General features: G+C 40.2%; 21 protein-coding genes and 1 riboswitch. Of the genes, 3 read left to right on the top strand and 18 right to left on the bottom strand.

The window, feature by feature from the left end:
• Positions 1-174: 174 nt before the first annotated feature.
• From AB3Y88_RS00525 to AB3Y88_RS00570, 10 genes are all read right to left on the bottom strand, one after another.
• Positions 175-774 (bottom strand): cadmium resistance transporter, encoded by a 600-nt coding sequence (locus AB3Y88_RS00525; RefSeq protein WP_056960791.1) that lies wholly within the window; start codon positions 772-774, stop codon positions 175-177.
• 106 nt (positions 775-880) lie between these two features.
• On the bottom strand, positions 881-1,348 hold the full coding sequence (ribH, locus tag AB3Y88_RS00530; RefSeq protein WP_228888056.1) for a 6,7-dimethyl-8-ribityllumazine synthase: 468 nt from the start codon (positions 1,346-1,348) through the stop codon (positions 881-883).
• The gene (ribA, locus tag AB3Y88_RS00535) at positions 1,349-2,569 is read right to left on the bottom strand and encodes a GTP cyclohydrolase II (RefSeq protein ID WP_228888057.1); all 1,221 of its coding nucleotides are present in this window, start codon (positions 2,567-2,569) and stop codon (positions 1,349-1,351) included.
• Positions 2,566-3,162, bottom strand: a complete 597-nt coding sequence (locus tag AB3Y88_RS00540; RefSeq protein WP_228888058.1) for a riboflavin synthase — start codon at positions 3,160-3,162, stop codon at positions 2,566-2,568. Before AB3Y88_RS00540 ends, ribA begins: the two co-directional genes overlap by 4 nt.
• A gap of 1 nt (position 3,163) precedes the next feature.
• Complete coding sequence (gene ribD / locus AB3Y88_RS00545; protein WP_228888059.1) at positions 3,164-4,219, bottom strand: bifunctional diaminohydroxyphosphoribosylaminopyrimidine deaminase/5-amino-6-(5-phosphoribosylamino)uracil reductase RibD; 1,056 nt, start codon at positions 4,217-4,219, stop codon at positions 3,164-3,166.
• A 234-nt stretch (positions 4,220-4,453) separates the two neighbouring features.
• Positions 4,454-4,586: riboswitch (FMN riboswitch) on the bottom strand.
• 303 nt (positions 4,587-4,889) lie between these two features.
• Complete coding sequence (locus tag AB3Y88_RS00550) at positions 4,890-5,423, bottom strand: GNAT family N-acetyltransferase (protein WP_228888060.1); 534 nt, start codon at positions 5,421-5,423, stop codon at positions 4,890-4,892.
• Positions 5,424-5,686: 263 nt separating this feature from the next.
• Positions 5,687-6,244: a TetR/AcrR family transcriptional regulator gene (locus tag AB3Y88_RS00555; RefSeq protein WP_054757749.1), complete on the bottom strand. Its 558-nt coding sequence runs from the start codon at positions 6,242-6,244 to the stop codon at positions 5,687-5,689.
• Position 6,245: 1 nt separating this feature from the next.
• A complete protein-coding gene (locus AB3Y88_RS00560; RefSeq protein ID WP_228888061.1) occupies positions 6,246-6,947 on the bottom strand; it encodes an MBL fold metallo-hydrolase in 702 nt (233 codons plus the stop codon).
• Between the two features lie 86 nt (positions 6,948-7,033).
• A complete protein-coding gene (locus AB3Y88_RS00565; protein ID WP_054757751.1) occupies positions 7,034-7,612 on the bottom strand; it encodes a TMEM175 family protein in 579 nt (192 codons plus the stop codon).
• A gap of 45 nt (positions 7,613-7,657) precedes the next feature.
• The gene (locus AB3Y88_RS00570) at positions 7,658-8,461 is read right to left on the bottom strand and encodes an alpha/beta fold hydrolase (RefSeq protein WP_228888062.1); all 804 of its coding nucleotides are present in this window, start codon (positions 8,459-8,461) and stop codon (positions 7,658-7,660) included.
• A gap of 247 nt (positions 8,462-8,708) precedes the next feature.
• On the opposite strand from AB3Y88_RS00570, the gene AB3Y88_RS00575 reads away from it, so the two are divergent.
• Positions 8,709-9,896, top strand: coding sequence for an MFS transporter (locus AB3Y88_RS00575; RefSeq protein ID WP_056960787.1), 1,188 nt, complete (start codon positions 8,709-8,711; stop codon positions 9,894-9,896).
• Between the two features lie 69 nt (positions 9,897-9,965).
• On the opposite strand, the gene AB3Y88_RS00580 is transcribed toward AB3Y88_RS00575, so the two are convergent.
• Positions 9,966-10,613 carry a helix-turn-helix transcriptional regulator gene (locus tag AB3Y88_RS00580; RefSeq protein ID WP_228888063.1) on the bottom strand — a complete coding sequence of 216 codons (648 nt, stop codon included), beginning with the start codon at positions 10,611-10,613 and terminating at the stop codon, positions 9,966-9,968.
• A gap of 124 nt (positions 10,614-10,737) precedes the next feature.
• On the opposite strand from AB3Y88_RS00580, the gene AB3Y88_RS00585 reads away from it, so the two are divergent.
• The gene (locus AB3Y88_RS00585) at positions 10,738-11,391 is read left to right on the top strand and encodes a haloacid dehalogenase type II (protein ID WP_228888064.1); all 654 of its coding nucleotides are present in this window, start codon (positions 10,738-10,740) and stop codon (positions 11,389-11,391) included.
• Positions 11,392-11,668: 277 nt separating this feature from the next.
• Here AB3Y88_RS00585 and AB3Y88_RS00590 read toward each other — a convergent pair whose 3' ends face one another.
• The 5 genes from AB3Y88_RS00590 to AB3Y88_RS00610 form a co-directional block, all read right to left on the bottom strand.
• Positions 11,669-12,187 (bottom strand): helix-turn-helix domain-containing protein, encoded by a 519-nt coding sequence (locus AB3Y88_RS00590; RefSeq protein ID WP_056960785.1) that lies wholly within the window; start codon positions 12,185-12,187, stop codon positions 11,669-11,671.
• A gap of 137 nt (positions 12,188-12,324) precedes the next feature.
• Complete coding sequence (crcB, locus tag AB3Y88_RS00595; RefSeq protein WP_228888065.1) at positions 12,325-12,678, bottom strand: fluoride efflux transporter CrcB; 354 nt, start codon at positions 12,676-12,678, stop codon at positions 12,325-12,327.
• Positions 12,675-13,070 (bottom strand): CrcB family protein, encoded by a 396-nt coding sequence (locus AB3Y88_RS00600; RefSeq protein WP_054756942.1) that lies wholly within the window; start codon positions 13,068-13,070, stop codon positions 12,675-12,677. The genes crcB and AB3Y88_RS00600 overlap by 4 nt, the downstream gene beginning before the upstream one ends.
• 252 nt (positions 13,071-13,322) lie before the next feature.
• Complete coding sequence (locus AB3Y88_RS00605) at positions 13,323-13,916, bottom strand: aminodeoxychorismate/anthranilate synthase component II (protein ID WP_367293349.1); 594 nt, start codon at positions 13,914-13,916, stop codon at positions 13,323-13,325.
• Positions 13,900-15,372, bottom strand: coding sequence for an anthranilate synthase component I family protein (locus AB3Y88_RS00610; RefSeq protein ID WP_228888066.1), 1,473 nt, complete (start codon positions 15,370-15,372; stop codon positions 13,900-13,902). Before AB3Y88_RS00610 ends, AB3Y88_RS00605 begins: the two co-directional genes overlap by 17 nt.
• Positions 15,373-15,966: 594 nt before the next feature.
• Here AB3Y88_RS00610 and yjeM point away from each other — a divergent pair.
• Positions 15,967-17,478 (top strand): glutamate/gamma-aminobutyrate family transporter YjeM, encoded by a 1,512-nt coding sequence (gene yjeM, locus AB3Y88_RS00615; protein WP_228888067.1) that lies wholly within the window; start codon positions 15,967-15,969, stop codon positions 17,476-17,478.
• A 120-nt stretch (positions 17,479-17,598) separates the two neighbouring features.
• On the opposite strand, the gene AB3Y88_RS00620 is transcribed toward yjeM, so the two are convergent.
• Positions 17,599-18,294, bottom strand: a complete 696-nt coding sequence (locus tag AB3Y88_RS00620) for a response regulator transcription factor (protein WP_228888068.1) — start codon at positions 18,292-18,294, stop codon at positions 17,599-17,601.
• On the bottom strand, positions 18,287-20,947 hold the full coding sequence (locus AB3Y88_RS00625) for a sensor histidine kinase KdpD (protein ID WP_228888069.1): 2,661 nt from the start codon (positions 20,945-20,947) through the stop codon (positions 18,287-18,289). Before AB3Y88_RS00625 ends, AB3Y88_RS00620 begins: the two co-directional genes overlap by 8 nt.
• Positions 20,948-21,001: the final 54 nt, after the last annotated feature.

Consider the following 21,001-nt stretch of genomic DNA (forward strand, 5'->3'; position numbering starts at 1 on the left):
TACAACAATATAGCAATACTTAGTTTAAATATTAGGAACAATAGTTTAAAAATATTTATGCTGGTTACCCCCGATAATTTTCTATTCATACTTAGCAGTAGCTAAAAAGGTGGCAACCAGCAGAGCCAGCTGTTTACGCTGCACCATGCTATTACCACCTTAATTTAAGCAAAATTAGACTAAGAAATGCATTAATGTGCCACTCTCCCACAAAATATAAAAGCCTAGCCCAACATAAACAAGCGCTGTGATATATCCTCCCCATTTCTCCAGTAAGATTGCAATCAGTGGAAGTCGGCTTAAAAACAAGCCTAACCACCAAAACAAAGAAAGCATTACTAAAAAAGTCAGCATGACCGTTAAACTACCAGCTAGCGACAATTGTGCAAAAAGTGGAACATAAATACCGAGATTGTCTGCCCCGCAAGTCGCGATTGTGATTGCTGCAACACTTAAACTAAGACTGCTTTTAGTTTGAAGTTGTTTAGTTACAGCAGCATCACTCCCGTTTTCTCCGAAAAACCAAAGTTTTACTCCCATAAACATCGGAATTAGTCCTAACAGACCTAATACCCAAGTCGCAGGAACCAATTTTAACAAATTTGCCAAACAGAAACTAACCAGCACCAAAACTGCTGTTCCCAGCAAATCCCCCCAATAAACTGCCCAATGAGATTGCTTACCAATCGTCCCAAAAATAAGCATTAAAATAATCACATAGTCAATACTCGTTGAAAGATAGGCCGTAATTCCAGTCAAAATATTTTGCAGCATCTAAGCTCCTCCAAACTAATCATATTGTTTTTCATATGATATCATTAACATATGAAATAATCAACATATTTAATTTGAAGACTATTCTATTAAACACATGTTGTTGCTACTGCTGCAATTTTTCTTGGAGATTTATCATTTCTAAGACCCCTAACGCACATTCGCTCCCTTTATTCCCTGCCTTTCCACCTGCACGGTTAAGAGCCTGTTCCAGATTATCAGTTGTCAAAACTCCAAACATTACAGGAACTGGTCCATGCAGTGAAACTGCTGCCAAACCCGAAGCTGTTTCTGAACAAACATAATCATAATGGGAGGTTTCACCGCGTACCACCGCGCCAAGCGCAATAATACCTGCAACTCGCTGACTCTCACTTAAAAGTCTTACCACACGCGGCAATTCAAAAGCTCCGGGAACCCAAATAACAAGCAAATCTGCTGCATTTACCCCTGCTTGTAGCAAAGTCTGCTGCGCACCTGCCAGGAGTTTTTGCGTCACTAACTCATTGAATTTTGCGACTACAATCCCAATTTTTTGATTCTTTCCAGCGAAGGCTCCTAGATATTCATTCATTTAATCGACCTCCTTAAGTAGATGATTCATCTTATGCTTCTTGGTTATGAGATATTGTTGATTTTCAGGCTGGGCCGGAACTTCAAGCGCAACTCGTCGCGTAACCTTAATTCCCAGTGCTTCAAGCTGTTCAATCTTATCAGGATTATTGGTCAATAATGCAACTTCTGCAACTTTTTTCTGATGCAAAATTGCTGCTGCAATGCCGTAATTTCTTTCATCAGGAGCAAAGCCCAGCTCAAGATTAGCCTCAACAGTATCGCGCCCCGCCTTTTGCTGGAGATGATAGGCTTTTAACTTATTTGCGAGTCCAATTCCACGACCTTCTTGCCGTAAATAAAGAACTGCCCCTTTTCCCACAGCTGCAATCTTTTTCAATGCAACTTCCAATTGTTCACCACAATCACACCGTTTCGATCCGAAGAGATCACCTGTCAGACATTCTGAGTGCAGACGTAATAACAGCGGTACATGTGGTTGAATTTCTCCTTGAGATAGGAGCAGTGTCGGTTCTTGACCATCGTGGGTATCAAAAGCTTCTAAAGTGAAATCTCCATAGCGAGTTGGCAGCTTTACTTTAGTAATTGAGCTGGCAACCTCAAAATTTTGCAGATAGCGATACTTTTTAAGGTCGTCCAGCGATAGTAACGGCATCTGAACACCCTCGGCAAATGATTTTAATTCTTTGCGGCGTGCCATTGTACCATCTTTTTTAATAATTTCAGTAATGTAAGCAACCGGCTGTGCTCCAGCTAACTTAGCTAGGTCGACCGCGGCCTCAGTATGTCCATCGCGTTCAAGCACCCCCCGTTCTCGAGCAATTAGTGGGAAAACATGTCCTGGATGATAAAAAGCGGTTGCTTTTGCGTGCGGATTTGCCAACTGACTGATTGTATCGGCACGATCGAAAGCAGAAATCCCTGTACTCGTGGTTTTAGCATCGGTACTAACTGTGAAAGCTGTCCCGAAAGCATCTGTTGCATTTGTTACCATTGGTTGGAGGCCAAGTCGGTCCGCCACCGCTTTACTCATTGGAACACATAACAACCCACGCGCCTTAGTGATCATTGTATTCACAGCCTGAGGCGTTACAAATTCGGCGAGGCCGACCATATCGCCTTCTCCTTCACGATCTGTAGCATCAGTTACAATCACCAAACCGCCCTTTTTCAAAACTGCTAATGCATTCTTCACCCGTGTGATAACTTCATTTTGCTTCATAACTGAACACCTTCCTGTTTTAAAATGTATTTTCCGAGAATATCCACTTCGATATTTACAAAATCACCCACAGCTAAAGCGCCAAGGTTGGTATTTTTTAGTGTGAAAGGAATCAAGCTAACGCTAAAAGTCTGCTTTGTAACTGCACAGACGGTCAAACTGACACCATTAACAGCGAGTGACCCTTTTTCAACAACGTAGCGCCAATACCGGGACGGGAGTCGAAACGTTAAAATAACCGCGTTTTGATCCGAAATACGTTCACAGACCTGTGTCTTAGTGTCTACATGCCCTGTTACAAAATGACCCGCTAATCTCGTGGTTGGAAGCAATGCTAATTCAAGGTTAACCGTCCCACCAACTTGAATTTTCGCTAAATTAGTACGGCGAAGGGTCTCTGGCATCACATCTACTGTAAAACCTTGCGGCACCAAAGCAGAAACTGTTAAGCAGATCCCATCAACAGCAATACTATCGCCTAGTTGGCTGTGATTATTTTGTGTCAAGTTTGTCTGAATAGTAATCCTTGCTGCTTCAGCCTGACGCTCAATGGCTGCAATCTGTCCACTCCCTGTAATAATTCCGGTAAACATTTCAATTCCTCCTTAATTCAAAACGCGTATCTTGTGCTAATTGCTTGCGGTCGACAAGCTGATACTGGGCTAATCTGTGAGCTGAAGTTCCAAAAACTGCTGGCAAGCCCCCGCCACCGTAGATCACCGGTGCAACATAAACTACCAAATGTTCAACGACATCGGCGGCAATAAAGTCTGCTTGTATTCGACTGCCACCTTCAACCAGCAAGGACTGAATCCCTTTGTCTGCTAATAAGTTAAGAATTTGCTTGGACTTCCAGTCAGACTTAGTGTGCACCTCGACACCTGCTGGCCATTTTCGTTGTGTTTGCCTACGACTAAGCAATAAGATCGGGGCCTTAGCTTTGAAAAGACGTGCCCGCAAATCGATTTCATCCGCATCATTGACCAAAATGATGCGTAAAGGTTCAAATTCCGGAACCGTTTGCCGCACTGTCAACAAAGGATCGTCAACTTTGAATGTATGTTCGCCAATTAAAATTGCTTGGTTGCTACGCCGCAGCAGCTGACTATCTGCATAAGCTTTCTTTCCCGTTAAAATACTGCGAACACCTGCGTTGGCATTAATTTTGCCATCAAGACTCATCGCATATTTAAGTGTTACTAATGGTCGATGTTGCTCATAAAAGAAGTTATAGGCAGCATTCAAGCCACCTGTCTGACCTAAAATTTGAACTGCAATCCCCGCCGCTGTCAAAATTGCAATTCCTTTGCCGGCCACAAGTGGATTAGGATCACGTTGGCCGATGACGACGCGGTTAATTCCGGCCTTAACAAGTGTGCGGGCACACGGCGGTGTTTTCCCAAAATGACTGCAAGGTTCCAAAGTGACATACATGGTTGCACCTTTGGCATCTGTGATTTTAGCTAAATTTTTTAGCGCATCTATTTCAGCATGCCGGCCACCAAAGTGATGATGATAGCCAGTTGCAAGTACTTTTTGGTCTTTGACAATGACTGCACCTACAAGTGGATTTGTCCAAGTACTTCCCGTTCCCTTTTGCGCGTTTTGCAATGCTAGCTGCATGAATTTTGTTGTTTTAATTTGATTCACCCCACAAAAAAAGCCCCGCAACAAGATGCGGGGCAAAGATTTGAAAGCTAAATAAGATCTCAATTGAGCCAGGTTATTCCAAAAAGGACTCTTGAAATAATTCCCTTTTCTTAGTCATGAAAAAATGACAGTCACGCATTCTTCAATGACAGCCAAAATTCAAACTTGACTTATGCCTGCCTAAAGATTCGTGCCTTTTCTGTCACACATTTCACAGAAACGAAACTTATTAAGTGTTTTCTTCTACCATCCAGACTTTACTGTCGGTCCCAGACTCACACTGGGTCCACCGCTAAACGCGGGTCACGGACTTCAACTCAAAGTTGTCACCGTCGGTCGGGAATTTCACCCTGCCCCGAAGAAATCTATTCAGTTGTCATTTTAAGTGTAACGCACGCTTTTTTTAGATACAAGTCTTTTTTGAATGCAGCGTGATCACGTTTAAAAATTAGCGCAGGCCCAAGTCAATCAAATTTGAGGACTAACGCGCAATTACAAATGTCGTGCGCACTTTACATCAGTAACTCGAGTTTTGACGAAGAAGTTTGACTTATAAAACATGGTTATCCAGAATAAAATAACGGGGTTGAGTCAAAGTTTCACTTTTACCCCAATCTCGCTTAATTTGCTTGCATTAAATTATAAAAACAAAAAAATGTTGTACGAATTGCTATTTAAGCGTTCCTAAATAGTCTGTTCGCGTTAATTCGTAATGCGGATGCTGCAATCCTGTCGGTTGATAATATTGAAAACCCTTGAAGACGAACCCAAGTTTGAGTATTATTTTCTTTGATCCTTGATTTTCTGGATGGTGCCGGGCAACTAATTTGACGGCATTTAACTCTTCAAAAGCGTAGTTAACGACTCTGCGAGCAACTTCCGTCCCGATTCCCTGCCCCCAAAAAGCAGGCAGCAAGTGATATCCAAGTTCATAGCTTCCCGTGGTTCCTTCCATTCTTAAACCGCAAACTCCAACAAATTCATTTGTTGCTTTCAAAAATAGCGGCCAATACTGGACATTATGCAGCTCCATGCTCTTAATTTCTGTCGCTAAACGTTGCCTAATTTCTGCAGGCGAAAAGGCTCCGTTTTTATGAATGAACTTAGTTACCTCTGCGTTGCCCCATAATTGAGTGGCTAGTTCAGCTTGACTATTATCCCATTGCTTAAACCCAATTCGCTGTGTTTCAATCAAATAACTCATATTCCTACCTCCACCAGATTTTATCATTATACTGCTAAATCACTATTTTTGCTGAATAACTTGCAACTAAGCCCAAAAGGCACGCACAAGAGATACAGTATTGTCAATTTCCCAGTTAGCAATTCTGATTGTTGTTGTATTTTTAATAAGAACCATTTTATTTGTCGTTTTTTCTTAGTTAAACGTTACTGCTAAACAAATAATAAATGGGTTTTATCCCAACCGTTTAAATTGATTGCACATTTTTCATACCAGGCTTTCACTCACTCTTTTAATTTAGCAGCAAAAATAGCTAATCCGTAAGCAAAACTTGCATTAATGTCTTCTTTCATTTTAAAGGAGTCATTCGTTTCTAATAATAAAAAGCCATGCATATAGCTGCGCCATGCTCTGATAAAATGAATCATTTCCTTTTGTGACAATCCACTTTTTGCCAGCACTTTGGAAAGCAATGCAATCATTTTGGTAGATTCAGCACTCGCACCTGCGTGTTGACTCCAGACACCAACTTGTTGGATTAAACGGTATTGATTAGGATAGCATTTAAAAAATTTGCGGTACTCATTCGATAACGCCAACAATGCCTCCTTGCTTTGCAGTCCCACCACTGACTCCAGCAGATTCTGCGATAGTTTTGCCAAACAGTTTTTAGCAGTGAGTTCGAGAAGTTCGTTTAGACTTTCAACGTGATTATAAAGAGAAGGTGGTTTAATTCCTAAAAGGACTGAAACATTTTTTAATGTGACTGCTTTTAACCCTTCTTTGTCCAAAAGTGTTAGTGCAGCTTTAATAATTGCATCTTGATCTATTCCTTTTTTCACTTCAAACTTTCCTTTCAGCAGCTTTAATTGCTTTTTGCAGCGTTTTTTCAGGTTTCAATAACATTTCCCCATGTCCGACCGCTAGTACTGCCGGATGCAGTTGAGCAATCTTCTTTGCACTTGCAAGCACAATTGCTGGACTCCACGTTGCCAACCCTGGGAACGGGAAGCGCAACTTAAGAACCCCTGCCACTGCAATTCCGCCTTGAGTTTGCAAGGCATCGCCTGCAACTATTATTTTTGTAGCAGTTTCCAAAAAAGAAACTGAGCCCGGTGTATGACCGGGAGTTGCAACTACTTTTAGTCCATTAATCAATTCACGGTCTGTAAACGTAAAATCTACTTGAATTTGCTGCTTAGAAAATCCGCCTTTAATCTTACGCTGTGCTTCTCCAGCCTGCAGTGCAAAATTCCCCTTTAAAAACGCTGAATCTCTTTTGGAAATTCCAACTTTTGCATGGGGAAAGGCTTTTCGAAATGCTGGTACTCCATTAACATGATCGCCATGCGCGTGTGTCAGTAAAAGCATTGCGACTTTTTGATGGCTGTCACGGGCGAGTTTTTGAATCGTTGATACGAAAGAAGAAACTCCCATATCAATTACAATTAATCCTGCATTCGTTTCAAAAAGATAACAGTTAATCGGAAATAAATGCGGCAAAAAAGTAAGTTGATAAAGGTGCTGCATTTTTTTGATTTTCATCTTCCTGACCTCCTTTAACTAACTCTATTAGTATTATAACTAATCATATTAGTTAAGTCTAAAAAAATGCTTGAGGTTTTCATAATCTAAAATTTTCGGCGAACATCTTTTTGGTTAGAGGCTCTTAACCAATAAATCAAAATAATAAAAACTGACACCGAGGAAACTAAAGGTATCACAAAAGTAACCGCAAGTGAAATCAAACCGAAAACAACCAACCATAACCGTGTTTTGTTCGTTTCATAGCACTCTGTTCTTTGTACTGGGCTGACACGTGCTAATGAAACTTGACCTAATATATATAAACCCAAAACTGATAAGACATATATTAACAGGTAACAAACGCTTGGAGCAGTAGCACTAGGATACCTACCATGCCAAGCAGTCACCAATGGCAATAGGCTGATTGGTAAAAGAAGTCCAATATTTGACCATAGTAGAACTTTATCAACTACTTTGACTGGAGTAATAATCATGTGGTGACTAATCCAAAAACTAGCCACAAATAAAAAACTAAGTAAGTAGGCTGACAAGGTAGCAAAAAAGCTCGGTTTGATTAGTTCACTCCAAGCACCTGTCGCAGGCACCTTCAACTCGAGGACCATAATAGTAATAATAATTGCAAAAATTCCATCACTGAAAGCTTCTAAGCGACTTTTTGACATGGTTTTCACTTCCCTTTTACACACTAATTAGTGTAAACAAATTACTTACTTAAAAAAATAATTAAGACAGCTTTTAAAGATTTGCGGTTGATCAAGTGGCAAATTATGCCCCGCGGAATCTAAAACCAGTAGATTGCAATTTACAAAAGTCAGTGACAACTTAGACTGTTCGCGAAAACCGACAATTTGATCATGCCGTCCCAGTAACAAAAAAGTTGGAATCTGCGTCTGCCATTTCTTAATATTTTCTTCGTCATTCAACTGGTAAGCCTTAAAATCATCCCGTTGCAGTTGCTCAATAAACTGAAAATCACACTGTTGAAGTCCGCTAACAATCTCTTTTTGATATTTCTGCCAGCTTAAATCATTAATAACAACATTCATTTCTTTATAATCGGCATAGTCTGTTGCATTAGTCGGCTTAATTTCAGCCAAGGTCAAATTAAGATGTTTTTCAGTAATTCTTTTATTTGCATTCGCAGTGATAACTGGACAAGTCAAAAACAACCCTTTAACTTGCTGCGCACAACGATAGGCAATCCCTAAGGCCAGATATCCGCCATAAGAATGACCACAAAGGTAAAAGTCCTTAATTCCCAGACTATCCAAAAATCGCGTGATGACAGTACATAAATAATCTCCACTCGGAAGCGGTTCTGAAAATGAGCTGCTCTTTCCCATTCCTGGAAGATCAAGGTAGATCTGCTGGTATTTTTTTGAATCAAAATATTCTGCGTAGTTTTCTTTCATAAAATTCAAATCTAAGCATAAGCCGTGTAAAAAGACAACCGGTATTCCTGTTCCACGAATCTCGTAGTGGATTGAAAAATTATCGATTTTCTGTTGCATCTGGGGGACCTCCAAATTTACTAAATTGTTTTTTTTATACCTTCTCAGCTTTAATCTTAATTCAATTTATTGCTAATTACACTTGAATTTGACTTTAAGAAAGATCAGGTGCTAAAATAATGCGGTACAATTCTGATAGCGAAATTTATTTCGTCATGATACTAGAATGGATCCCATCTAGGCAAGAATGCTTGTTTAGGTGGGCTTTTTATTGTTTTAATTAATTTAAAGGGAGCGAATCATCAGCATGGAAAAAATAAAGTTTAATTTGAATTGGGAGATTTTTCTAATTGCCGGCAATCTGCGCCTAGCAATTATTGTTATTCCGCCATTGAGTACTTATATTATGCAAGCCTTTAAACTTTCTGCTACTGAAATGGGGATCTTAACCACTATTCCGCTGGTTTGTTTTGGAATATTTTCAGTGTTAGCACCTTTAGTAATTCACCGACTGGGAACACAAGGCTCGTTACTGCTATCTTTGACACTGTTACTGGTTGCAAATTTCGTGCGGATCTACTCCTTGCCGTTGCTTTTTTTGGGAACTGCACTTGTAGGAACAGCAATTACGCTCTTAAATGTTCTAATCCCCACCATCATTATGGAACGCGCCCCGGAAAAAGCTAGTATCTTAAATGGCCTTTACATTGCGGCACTTAGTCTCTGGGCTGCATTAATTGGTTACTCCGCAGCCTTTTTAGCCAAAAATATTGGTTGGCAAGCAGTCATTCAGTTAGTCTCACTTCCGCCAGTTGTCGCGCTTTGCGGCTGGTTCCTGCTTCCTAAAAAAATAAGCAACGCTCAAGTCAACGATCACCACGCGCCAATGCCCCAGAAAAAGAGTCTCAAACAGTTGCTTGTTAAACAACCACGAGTGCTAATTCTCGCATTTTTCATGGGAATGCAATCTTTTATTTTTTATGGATTAGTAGCTTGGTTACCCAGTATTTTGAGTAATTTAAAACTTTCCGTTTTAGCAGTTGGCGGGCTTTTTGCACTTTTTCAATTCAGTGGAATTCCAATTTCGTATCTTATTCCGCGCCTTAAGACCTCAAGACGCACATTGCAAACGGTACTGATTTTTTTGCTTAGTGGGTACCTCATTGGCTTAGGCTTGTTGCTGCTTGGCAAGCCTTCACTGCTGCTATTAACAAGCGCCGTGATTTGCTTAGGCTTGACAACTGCTGCAATTTTCTCGTTGTCTTTGAGCCTCATTACAACACTCGCACATTCTGCACGCGAAGCGAGTGCAATCGGCGGGATTGTCCAATCAATCGGCTACCTCATCGCTTGTCTGAGTCCAACTTTGTTAGGACAACTTAAAACTAGCGTTGGTAATTGGGAAGTTGCGCTAGTGGTCTTGTTACTGCTTGCCTGTTGTACATTCCTAGTGGGCCTGCTTTTTGTCAGTTCAGCAGATCCAAAAGCACAGTAGTTTTTGCAGTTATTTTAAAAGCTAACTCGTTGTGCCTAGTCCCAAAACTCGGCTGTTAAGGCTGCTTGATCAGTCAAAATATTCTTTGAACTTGCGCCGTCCCTTAGCGGTCAACGCAACCGCTCGACTATCTTCAACTGGAAAATAAAGCCAAGCATGCACAAACATAAATCGTAACAACTGCCTGGCGAGCGCACCTTTTAGATGCCGTTTGTTTTCACTCCAGTCAGGACAAGTTGCCAGGATCATTGTGTCTTGTAATTCGAATGCTGCAAAACTAATATTAAATTTTTGAGCAAACTGGAAACTGCCATGGCTTGTAATCACTAACCCGGAAGCAGTATTAGTAATCCATTTCTTTTGCAGCAGCTGCTGTAGTAAATTCACGCCAAGCTCGCCTGCTAAATGGTCATAGCAAACCCGTGCTTGTTTCAGGCGTAAATAAACCTTATTTTGAGTAAAAGAAAGGATTTCCTTTCGTGGGGCGAGCACCAGCATTGTTTCTATGAGAGCCGCAACTTGAGCATTTTTAAGTCTATAATAATGAAATTTGCCCTTCACTGTGCAAATTACCCAAGCGGCTTTAAGAAACTTGCCTAAATGAAATGAGACAGTATTATTCTTCAAATCCGTTTTTTGCGTAATTTCATTAACAGTATGGAAGCGATTATCCAGCAAAAAAAGTAATATTTTTGTCCGTTGCGCATTACTTAGCAAATATGCTACCTGATTAAGATTGGGTTCTTTGATATCATTTCCTTCTTTCCAAGCTTATCTCGAAAGCATTCGAGATATTCTAATGATAAATTATAATTATTGACAAATAGCTAGGAGGAACGTTATGAAAAAGACAATAATTTTTGATGCTTATGGGACCCTAATTGATCTAAATGCTGTCACAGACCAGTTTTCCAACAAGTTAGGTTCCTTAACAAAAGATTTTAATGATCTCTGGCGAAAAAAGCAATTAGAATACGCGTGGCTTATTTCGCAACAAGATCCCACATTCTACCTGAATTTTTGGGATTTAACGAAGAGAGCGCTCGACTATACTTTTGAGTTCTTTAATATTAAAGATTCTCATTTACGACAAGAAATGCTGCTCTCTTATCAAATTGCACCTTTGTTTCCTGACACGCTTAAAGTATTGCAAAAATTAACAGCTGAAAATAAAAAAATTGTAATTTTAACAAACGCAACTCCCGAAATGCTCACTCCCATTTTGCAAAAGACGGGCATCGATCAATTCATTAGTAACATTTTTTCGGCTGACACAGTCAAAAAATATAAACCAACGGCAAGTGTCTATGGTTTAATTGCCGCTAAAGAAGAGGCGCGTAATTACACATTTGTCTCTTCCAATGCTTGGGATATTTACGGCGCCACTAGTTATGGCTTTAACACAACTTGGATTAATAGAACCAGAGCGCCTTTTGAAAATTTACCATTTGCGCCTGTCACCGAGGTTGATTCATTGGAGCAGTTACTTCGTTAACCTCTCATTCACCAACGATGTGCAACGCGCAAACTAAGGAGAGTGTGACATAAGTCGGGAAAATTTGAGTGCTAACTCGAAATTACGAACATAGCGAGTACTTTGCGATGAGTAATTCGAAGTTAGACGGAGAATTTTGACTTATGGAACACGTTTATCCGGAATAAAAGAGGGGCGGTGACAAAATTTAACTTTTGTCACCGCCCCCTGTTCAAAATTTTCTAGTTAATAGAACCATAACTGTTTCGTCAACTACCTGTAACTCAGCTTTCAAAGCCTAATTCAGTAAGGTTCCAATTAACAGACAACCACCAAAAATAATTGCAAAAATCAAGAATCGGACTATCTGCCGCTTCTTTTTTGTTTTAGCTGCTGCTGCATTATCAAGGCGGCTAATTAACTTCGAAAAGTAGACTGTTGAAACGATGTTTAGCATAATAACCAAACTGATCAAAACTGTGGTTGGCAAAGACAGCTCCCCCAGCCAACTCTGGGCACAAACCACTAGTATTAAGAGCGAATTGGTAATAGAGACTGTCATTTGAATTTTCTTCATTGCATTCAAATCAGTTTTTTCCTTAAGATCTTTCACCATTTTAGAATCCTCCAATAAAATATTGTCTAAGGATAAATGATATAAAGAAGCTAACCGAATCAAACTATCAATGTCAGGAAATGAATGTCCATTTTCCCAATTAGAAATTGACTTTTGCGAAACAAAGATTTCTGCAGCAACCTGTGCTTGTGTCAACTTTAATTTTTTTCGCTCACTCTTTAAGATTTGATTGATTTCCATTTATCCTCACCTTTAATTTTAGTTTTATTTTGAACTGGCTACTATCCAAGATAGTTCATAATAACCTAAAAGGTGACAGAAAGATCTTACTAAAGTTAAGCTGACACTATTTTTACACTCAAACTTTCTATTCTATGCTAGACCAGTGACCCCAAAAAGTAGCCGCTAAAAATTAAGAGCCCACCACCTAAGTAACTAAACAGCAAGTAGCTGGTCCCGGTGTGGACATGCTGGTTATTGAATAAACCAAGGACTTCCGTATTTAAAGTTGAAAAAGTTGTAAAACCGCCTACTATACCTGTTCCTAAAAATGCAAAAGAAACTTGAGTCAGATGCAAGCCAAAGATAAACCCGAGTAAAAAGGCCCCGCCTAAGTTAATCAAAAACGTCGCCAGCGGCCAGTTCTGACGATAACGCCGTTTAACGTTTCTGGTCACTTCAAAACGTAATAACGATCCAATCGCTGAGCCTAATCCAACTAAATAAATCATCGCTGCCGCCTCCTAACCAACTTTTTTCCTAGACTGGTTCCGCAAAAAGCTCCGCAATAAGCACAAAGCAGCCCGCCTAAAATGCTGATTACCAAGTATAGCACCGCTTCTCCTGTGGTGTGTTGGAGAATCATCTTTAAGAGATCAAGATTATAGCTGGAAAATGTTGTGTAAGAACCGATTAATCCAGTTCCTAGACCGATTGTTAACCATTCTGAAAAATTCTTAAAGGTCAAAAAGAAATAAGTCAGACAAGCCAATAAAAAACATCCACTTAAATTAACTACGACTGTTCCACTAAAACCTAACCACGTTGTAAAAAAATAGCGTAAACACCCGCCTCCAAAAGCAAAGCAGATGACACTAACATCATTTTTTAAATTCTCTTTCATTCTTTCTCCCACCCCGATAGCTTGTTCTTCAAAATAATTGCTTGCTTCTTATCAGTTAATAACTGGTTGCTTCATTGCTAATCCCCCTCAGGTTTATTTGCTTGCAAGAGAGACAAAAAAAGACACCTACCCCCATGCAAGCAGGTAGGTGTTATCAATCTTTCGATAGTTATCCGCGAACACCATCACGTTTTATTACCATTTATTATGCAGGTTAAAAATTTAAATGTCAATGTCATTAAGTAGTGGTTGCTACGCATAAACCGCTTCAGCAAGTTGCAAAAAGTTCCGCATGATTTGTTGGCCCACTGCATGCTCAGTCATAATTGATTCAGGATGAAATTGCAGCCCATAAACCTGCTTAACATCGTCTGCAATTGCCATAATGCTACCATCTTGACTTTCGGCCGTGATTTTTAGAGCCGAAGCGAGGCTATTGCGCTCAAGTACCAAAGAATGATACCGTGCCCCAGTGAAGCTTTCAGGACAACCCGCAAAAAGATTATCCGGGTGAGTTAAATGAATCGATGATGATTTCCCATGCATCAGTTGTTTAGCGTGAACAACCTTGGTGCCATAGACTTCGCCGATTGCTTGGTGACCTAAGCAAATTCCTAAGATCGGAATGTGTCCAATGAAGGCACGCAGGCAATTTTCCATCTGCCCTGCATCCTGTGGGCGCCCCGGTCCGGGTGAGAAAATTAGGCTTTGTGGTTTGCGTTCCTTTAACTGCGCAACGGTCAACTCGTCGTTTTTGATTACTTTAACAGTTTCGTTAGTTAAAGTCCCGACCATTTGATACAAATTATAGGTAAAACTATCGTAATTATCAATCAAATAATGCATCGACTGCTACCTCCTCAGTGGTATTTACTGCTGCAAGTGCCTTTTTCACAGCAGCTGCTTTATTATTGAATTCTTGATATTCATGTTTCGCGACACTGTCTGCTACAATTCCTGCACCGGAATGGACCACTAAATGTTCCGCTTTGCGATAAGCCAGCCTGATTCCAATACACATATCCAAATCCCCATCGAATCCCAAATAACCAAGACAGCCGCCGTAAAGACCCCGTTTACGTTTCTCAAGCTGTGCAATGATCTGCATCGCAGAAATTTTGGGAGCACCCGAAAGTGTTCCTGCGGGTAGCACTGCTTTAACAATCTCAGTTGCAGTTGTTTTGGGTGCAACGGTACTCTCAATCGTTGAACCTAAATGCATCACGTTGGCAAATTTTAAGAGTTTGCGTACTCCAGTTACCTGAACAGTGCCAAATTTACTGACCCGCCCCAAATCGTTTCTTCCCAGATCAATCAGCATGTTATGCTCTGAAAGTTCCTTGGGATCGTGATATAACTCTTGTGCAAAAGCTGCATCCTGGGCAGCTGTTGCACCGCGTCTGCGTGTTCCAGCTAATGGATATGCGAACAGTTGCTGTCCGTTTTTGCCAACCAAAGTTTCTGGCGAGGCTCCGACCACTTCAAAATCTGCATGCTGAAAATAGAATTCATATGGTGAAGGGCAATCAGTGAAAAGCCGCGGAGCAACTGCTAATAATGAGCCTCGCATGCTTGTTTCCTGCATATTCGAGAGAATTAACTGGAAAATATCTCCATCTTTAATCCTGCGTCGCACCTCTTCGACATGCTGTTCGAATTCTGCTAAAGAAAAATGCATTTTAAGTTTCCCCATTGAAAAAGTTGGTAAATCCGAATCTAGGTGTAAATGCAAGATTTTTTCTTTCAAAGTACGTAAATCTTCAAGAACTGCGCGATACTTTGTGGGGGTGATCTGCGTTGAGACTATTCGACTTAGCGTAATTTCTTTTTTGCGGTGATCATAGACAATCACTTGATCTAATAATAATAGGTCTGCATCTGGGAGTTCGAGTGGATCGGTCACATCTGCAAAATGAGCAGAGGTGGCAGTCTTAGCATAATCATAACTAAAATAACCGGCCAGACCGCCAAGAAAGGGAGGTAACTCTGGAATGTGCGGTGTTTGGTATTTGGCTAAGACCTGCTCAAGGACTTTTGAAAAAGGCACCTCATGCTTAACCTGCTGTCCTTTCGGGGTATTAATTGTCACCATTTCAGCATGCATTTGATAACTTCTTTGCGGAGAAATCCCCAAGTATGTGTACTTTTCATCTTTTTCAGTCGTACGCGTCAATAAAAAACATGGCACATGTTCCTTTCTGAAACTATTAATTACTTGGATTGCTGCAAAAGACTCCACCTTAAACTGGATTGTCACCGGAACAGCTGGAAAATCGTGATACTTCTCTAATTCTGCAATCATCTTAGACACACCTTTCTATATTTTGAGCATAAAAAAAGTCCTTAGGAATGCTTTAGCATTCTTAAGGACGAATATTTTCGCGGTACCACCTTAATTTGACACCAATCCAACAGTCGTTGACTAAATAAGACTATTAAAACTGGTAATCACACTCTTAGCGAAGTGCCAACACACTCCCGACAACTGACGTATGTCTGACGTCTTTCCGTACTCACACTTGTTTTCGGAAAAGCCCTCTGCGGTCCATTTAACTGCCTGCGTTCGGTCACACTCCCAGCTTCGGTGACTCTCTTAACGTGCACAACAATCTTGATCTCCGCATCAACGGTTTAAGATTACTATTAAAATATCATTATTAAAATTATTAGTTGTAGTCTACACCAGAATTTCCGTTCTGTAAATATCTAATTAAAAACAAGGTCGTAAAATTTTCAAAAAATTGAAAACCAACTTTTTTCACAATAGTTTTCATTAATTTGCAAAAACTTGTTTCTTTATCTTATTTTTCAGTGTACAATTTTAACAGATTGCTTATAAAAAATTTAAAAATACTTATTGTTTTTTAACCTGTAAACTATGCTTGAGGTGAACGACTTGCAAAAATCAACAACTTTGTCTCCTAAAACCGTCACATTTCTGAGTGTTATGCTGATGATTTTCACATCAACTTTTGCTTTTGATAATACTTCAATTGCTTATTACACTATGGGCTATGCTGGAATCGTCTGGTACATCTTGGCAGCACTCCTATTTTTCGTACCATCTTCACTGATGTTTGCCGAATTTGGAGCCGCCTTTCATAACGAACCTGGTGGTGTTTATGCTTGGCTTGAAAATTCCTTGGGCATCAAATGGGCCTTTATTGGCGGATTTGTCTGGATTGCATCCTGGATTATTTTAATTGTTTCCACCGTTTCAAAAATATGGATTATGCTTTCAACTACCTTATCCGGCGCAGACCAAACCAGTACCTGGCATTTTGGAAACCTGGACTCAACTACTACCTTGGGCCTGATTAGCATTCTCTTTTTTTGCTTTGTAACTTTCATTTCGACCAAAGGAATTGAAAAAATTGTGCACCTGGCTTCAATTGGCGGTCTAGCGGCAGTTGCTATCACACTTTTCTTTTTTGCTGCAAGCCTGTTTGTCCTATGTCTTAATCATTTTCAATTAGCAGAACCGATTTCATTACCTAAAAGCCTGCTGGTTTCACCACGCAAAAGTTATCAGTCAGTTAGCCAGACGGTCTCATTTGTTATTTTTGCAGTTTATGCTTTTGCGGGCATTGAAGCTCTCGGTGGTGTTTCTGATCGTATGAAAAATGCAAAGCGTAATTTTGCATTTGCAATGGCTCTCGGTGCGATCTTAATTACCGTTATTTATGCCCTCTTTATTTTCATGTGGGGAGCTTCTGCCAATTGGACAAAAACTTTTACTGCTTCTTCAGTTAATCTTGGGAATACAACCTACGTGCTGATGAGTAATCTTGGGCGCACTATGGCACTTTCGTTAGGTTTAAAATCGGCGGCACCGGCCTTTAGTTTTTGGTGTGCCCGTTTTGCAGCATTAATGATGTTACTGAGCTATTGTGGTTCTTTTTTCGTAATTGCCTTTATGCCAATCAAGTCATTTATTCTTGGTACTCCTAAAAAATTGTGGCCAGCTTTTTTGACAAAGCTAAATCATTTTCAGATGCCTGCAAATGCAATGTGGGCACAAGCCTTGCTTGTCAGTATCCTTTTAGCTTTGACTTCATTTGGCGGCAAAAGTGCGGTAAGTTTTTATAATGTCTTAACTTTGATGGATAATATTTCTTCTACCCTGCCCTATCTATTTTTAGTCACGGCCTTTGCTTTCTTCAAAGCTAAATATTCATTTAATGAAACCGAGATTGTTTTTTTCAAGCATCAATGGAGTACCTTAATCGTCGTTTGTTTGACAGATGCACTCTTACTTGTGGGAGTTGGCGCAACAGTTATTTCTGCGGTTAGTGCACACCAATACTGGGACCTTTTCTTAGAAATTATTGGACCGTTGTTGTTTGGTCTGATTGGTTATACTCTTTACCGGTTGTACCGCACCAAGGTGAAACATTCCCAAGCTTAAACGAGCGGAACTTTAAAACAGACATTTTTAAAATCAATACTTATACAAACGGCGAACTACTTTGGTCAATTGCAGACTTCCTAGTAGTTCGCCGTTTATCTTTAACTGATGGCGTTAACTTTAATGTTGAATAAAACTATAACCTACGCCAATATGAGTCTGAATATACTTCGGTGAGTTTGCGGTTGGTTCTAGCGCCTTCCTTAACCCAGCAATTGCTACACGTAGCGAAGTCGTATCATCTAATGGCTTATCCTGCCAGAGAACACGCATTAGATAGCCATGTGTCAGCACTTTAGCTGTGTTGGCAGCCAACAGGCATAGTAATTTATAATTTGTCTCCGTTAAAGCCAAGGGTTTGGCATTCAGATAGGCAGTTCTGCCTAAAAAATCAATTTTTAGAGCGCCATTCACGTAACTGCGCTGTTGTGCAGCACTATCTGCAACTACTTGCCTGCGTCTCAATGCAACTCGAATACGCGCCAGCATCTCATTAACGGAAAAGGGCTTAACTAGATAATCGTCTGCCCCTTCATCAAGTGCACTAATCTTATCTTCTTCTTCACTGTGTGCTGAAATCACAATTATTGGAGTCTGATTAATTGCTCGGACCTGTTTGATGACTTCAATTCCATCCATGTCAGGCAATCCTAAATCAAGTAAAATTACCTCTGGTTGAAAAAGTGAGAAAACACTTAACGCATCATTCCCTGTTTTACTCCACTCATACACATAATGATTGGCTTTTAAAGTCATTGTAATCAATCTGCCAACCTCTTGATCATCTTCTACAGCAAGTATGCGAATTTTACTCATCTTTGTCCCTCCATAATGGTAATGTGAAAAAGAAACGGACTCCCTTTGGTTGCACGTTCTCGACTTCTAAGCGCCCTCCACAAGCCGCTATTATCGATTTGCAAAGCGCCAACCCGATCCCCATTCCTTTGCGACCAGCATAGATGGAATTTCCTGAATAAAACAATTCAAAAATCTTAGTCATCGCCTGTTCATCAATATGCGGTCCATCATTGTAAATACTAATCTGCGCACGTCCATTGGCGGTCGAATTAGCTGTCAGAATAATTTTAGAACCGGTTGGCGTATATTGAATTGCATTATTAATGATATTTATGAGTACTTGGGTGATTAACTGTCCATCCGTATCTAATATCAACATCTGCGATTCAATTTTAGTCTCAAGGGTGTGTTTTACAGCATTCGCACTCAAATGACTGAGTGCTGCTTGGAAAATATCTTCTACTAATTCTGGTCTGCGTTTAACCTTGAGACTTCCTTCATCAACCTTGGTCATCGCCAGTAGATTTTCAACCAGATTGATTAACCAGGTAGCATCATTATAAATCGAATGGTATAGCTCTTTTCGCTGCGTCTCTTCTAACTCATATTCACTATGCAGTAAAATATCAGCATTCCCAGAAATCGTAGTCAAAGGTGTGCGCAAATCATGCGAGATCCCGCGTAACAAATTAGCTCGCAATTTTTCCTGTCGTGCCAGCGCTTCGCCTTCGTTTTTTTGCTTAAGATTTTTAATTCTTAAAACAGCCTGTTCGCATTCATCACAGATAGAATAGGCTAAATCCAGTGTAAAGGAATCCGGATGCACACTTTTTTTAAGACCTAATGAAACAACTGCCAATGCATAACGCGGTTCTTCCGGATCATTAAGCGGAAGGTGCAGATAGTCTGCTTTGGGCAAAGTATCTGTCCCAAACCCTGCTCTTTTGCGATTACGCAATACCCACAATACGATTGCCTGTTCAGTCGTGGTAATGGTTGTTGCCTGGTTGTCTTTGCCATCACCAAAAAAATGTGGCATACTCAAATTTTCTTGATTACCGGGAAAAATACAAACTGGACACTTTAAAAGTTCACGCAGTTGTTCCCCTGTCACCTGATAGATTTCTGCAAGACTAGGGGAGCGTTGCAGGAGCCGATTTGTTTTTAGTAATATTTCAGTACGATACGCTCTTTGGGCATCTAAAATGCCTTGTTTTCTAAGCTTTGTAGTCCACGAACTACTCAAAAAGGCGACTAAAAACATGACTATAAAAGTCAAAAGATTATTGGGGCTGCTCTGAAAAGAAGCAAGTGGTTGCGTAAACAGAAAATCATAGAGTAACAGCATTGCAAACGAGTAAAAGAGCGAATACCGTTTACCATGAGTCACAAGCGCATTTATCATGACTCCCAGAATATAAAGCAACACAATATTAACGTCATTGGACCCGATTTCCTTTAAAAGAAGTCCGAGAAAACTACATCCCGTTAAAATCGCAAAAGTTTTCAATAGATCTGAAAGGTTGGCAACTTGATTAAGGGATACACTAAAAAGCTTTTTTCTTTTTTTTCGGTGCTTCTTTTCTGTAATCACAAACTTATCAATTTCAGGAATCAGTGTATTGAGCTGTTCAACTATGTCCTCGCGCCATAGCTCTTCTAGCCAAGTTGTCTGACTGGCACCCAAGACAATTTTCGAAATTTCCTTTTCCTTGGCGTATTCTGCAATCAGCTCTCCTTTTTGCGCACCATACAAGGTTGCTACTTTTGCGCCTAAAAGTTCCGCCAAGCGAATGTTTTCAGTTAATTGCTGACTATGCGCTGTTTCATCCTGATCGTCACTAATATATATTCCACTTAATTCACAACTAAAAGCATGCGCCAATTGCGCTGCTGTTCGAATCACTCGCCGATTACTAGGTGCACCTGAGATACAAACTAAAAGGCGCTCGCTTGCTTTTTTTCTATGAGCAAGTCTCATTGTCATTTTACGCAGTGCTAGTTCACGCAGGTACGTCAGATTATTCATTTTGAAAAAATTATTTAAGGCTTTACGTGCATGCACAGTTGAATAGATCTTGCCCAGCTGCAGTCGCATTGTCAAATCTTTAGGTTCCAAATCAACAAGTTTGATCTCATCGGCATTATCAAAAATATAATCCGGAACGGTCTCAGTCACAGCCACATGCAACAAATTATCAATAACGCTGTTTAAACTCTCTAAATGCTGCACATTCAAAGTTGAATAAACATTGATCCCTGCATTAAGAAGTTCCGCAATGTCTTGATACCTTTTTGAATGTTTTTGATCGTCTACATTAGAATGTGCAAGTTCATCAACTAAAATGAAAGTTGGTTTTCTTTTAAGCGCAGCTTCCAAATCAAATTCATTAACTTGAAGTCCTTGATGCTGCACACGTTTTGGAGGAAGCTGTTCCAAACCCTCTGCTAGCTGTGCTGTCTCTGGGCGGTCATGCGGTTCCAAGTAGCCGATTACAACATCATAACCCTCAATTTTGAGTTCGCGTGCTTCTTCTAGCATTGCAAAAGTTTTTCCGACACCTGCAGCATAACCGAAGAAGATCTTTAGCCTTCCTCTTTTGCCGCGCTCTTTAGCTTGGGTTTTCTTAATTTGTGCTAAAAGATTCTGCGTACTTGAATCTTCCTGCATGAACACCACCTCCCTTAAACTCAAGCCTACCACAGCTTGTCTGAAAAATAAAAA

Origin of the sequence: Liquorilactobacillus satsumensis, from assembly GCF_964065465.1 — a bacterium.
GTDB classification, from domain to species: Bacteria; Bacillota; Bacilli; order Lactobacillales; family Lactobacillaceae; genus Liquorilactobacillus; species Liquorilactobacillus satsumensis.

Excerpts from the sequence above, each read along its gene's own strand:
- AB3Y88_RS00550 (WP_228888060.1), bottom strand. The coding sequence starts at position 5,423 with ATGAGTTATTTGATTGAAACACAGCGAATTGGGTTTAAGCAATGGGAT.
- ribH (WP_228888056.1), bottom strand. The coding sequence starts at position 1,348 with ATGAATGAATATCTAGGAGCCTTCGCTGGAAAGAATCAAAAAATTGGG.
- AB3Y88_RS00525 (WP_056960791.1), bottom strand. The coding sequence starts at position 774 with ATGCTGCAAAATATTTTGACTGGAATTACGGCCTATCTTTCAACGAGT.
- crcB (WP_228888065.1), bottom strand. The coding sequence starts at position 12,678 with ATGATTTATTTAGTTGGATTAGGCTCAGCGATTGGATCGTTATTACGT.
- AB3Y88_RS00585 (WP_228888064.1), top strand. The coding sequence starts at position 10,738 with ATGAAAAAGACAATAATTTTTGATGCTTATGGGACCCTAATTGATCTA.
- AB3Y88_RS00620 (WP_228888068.1), bottom strand. The coding sequence starts at position 18,294 with ATGAGTAAAATTCGCATACTTGCTGTAGAAGATGATCAAGAGGTTGGC.
- AB3Y88_RS00560 (WP_228888061.1), bottom strand. The coding sequence starts at position 6,947 with ATGAAAATCAAAAAAATGCAGCACCTTTATCAACTTACTTTTTTGCCG.
- AB3Y88_RS00570 (WP_228888062.1), bottom strand. The coding sequence starts at position 8,461 with ATGCAACAGAAAATCGATAATTTTTCAATCCACTACGAGATTCGTGGA.
- AB3Y88_RS00605 (WP_367293349.1), bottom strand. The coding sequence starts at position 13,916 with ATGCATTATTTGATTGATAATTACGATAGTTTTACCTATAATTTGTAT.
- AB3Y88_RS00540 (WP_228888058.1), bottom strand. The coding sequence starts at position 3,162 with ATGTTTACCGGAATTATTACAGGGAGTGGACAGATTGCAGCCATTGAG.
- AB3Y88_RS00625 (WP_228888069.1), bottom strand. The coding sequence starts at position 20,947 with ATGCAGGAAGATTCAAGTACGCAGAATCTTTTAGCACAAATTAAGAAA.
- AB3Y88_RS00600 (WP_054756942.1), bottom strand. The coding sequence starts at position 13,070 with ATGAAAGAGAATTTAAAAAATGATGTTAGTGTCATCTGCTTTGCTTTT.
- AB3Y88_RS00590 (WP_056960785.1), bottom strand. The coding sequence starts at position 12,187 with ATGGAAATCAATCAAATCTTAAAGAGTGAGCGAAAAAAATTAAAGTTG.
- ribA (WP_228888057.1), bottom strand. The coding sequence starts at position 2,569 with ATGAAGCAAAATGAAGTTATCACACGGGTGAAGAATGCATTAGCAGTT.
- AB3Y88_RS00575 (WP_056960787.1), top strand. The coding sequence starts at position 8,709 with ATGGAAAAAATAAAGTTTAATTTGAATTGGGAGATTTTTCTAATTGCC.
- AB3Y88_RS00565 (WP_054757751.1), bottom strand. The coding sequence starts at position 7,612 with ATGTCAAAAAGTCGCTTAGAAGCTTTCAGTGATGGAATTTTTGCAATT.
- AB3Y88_RS00610 (WP_228888066.1), bottom strand. The coding sequence starts at position 15,372 with ATGATTGCAGAATTAGAGAAGTATCACGATTTTCCAGCTGTTCCGGTG.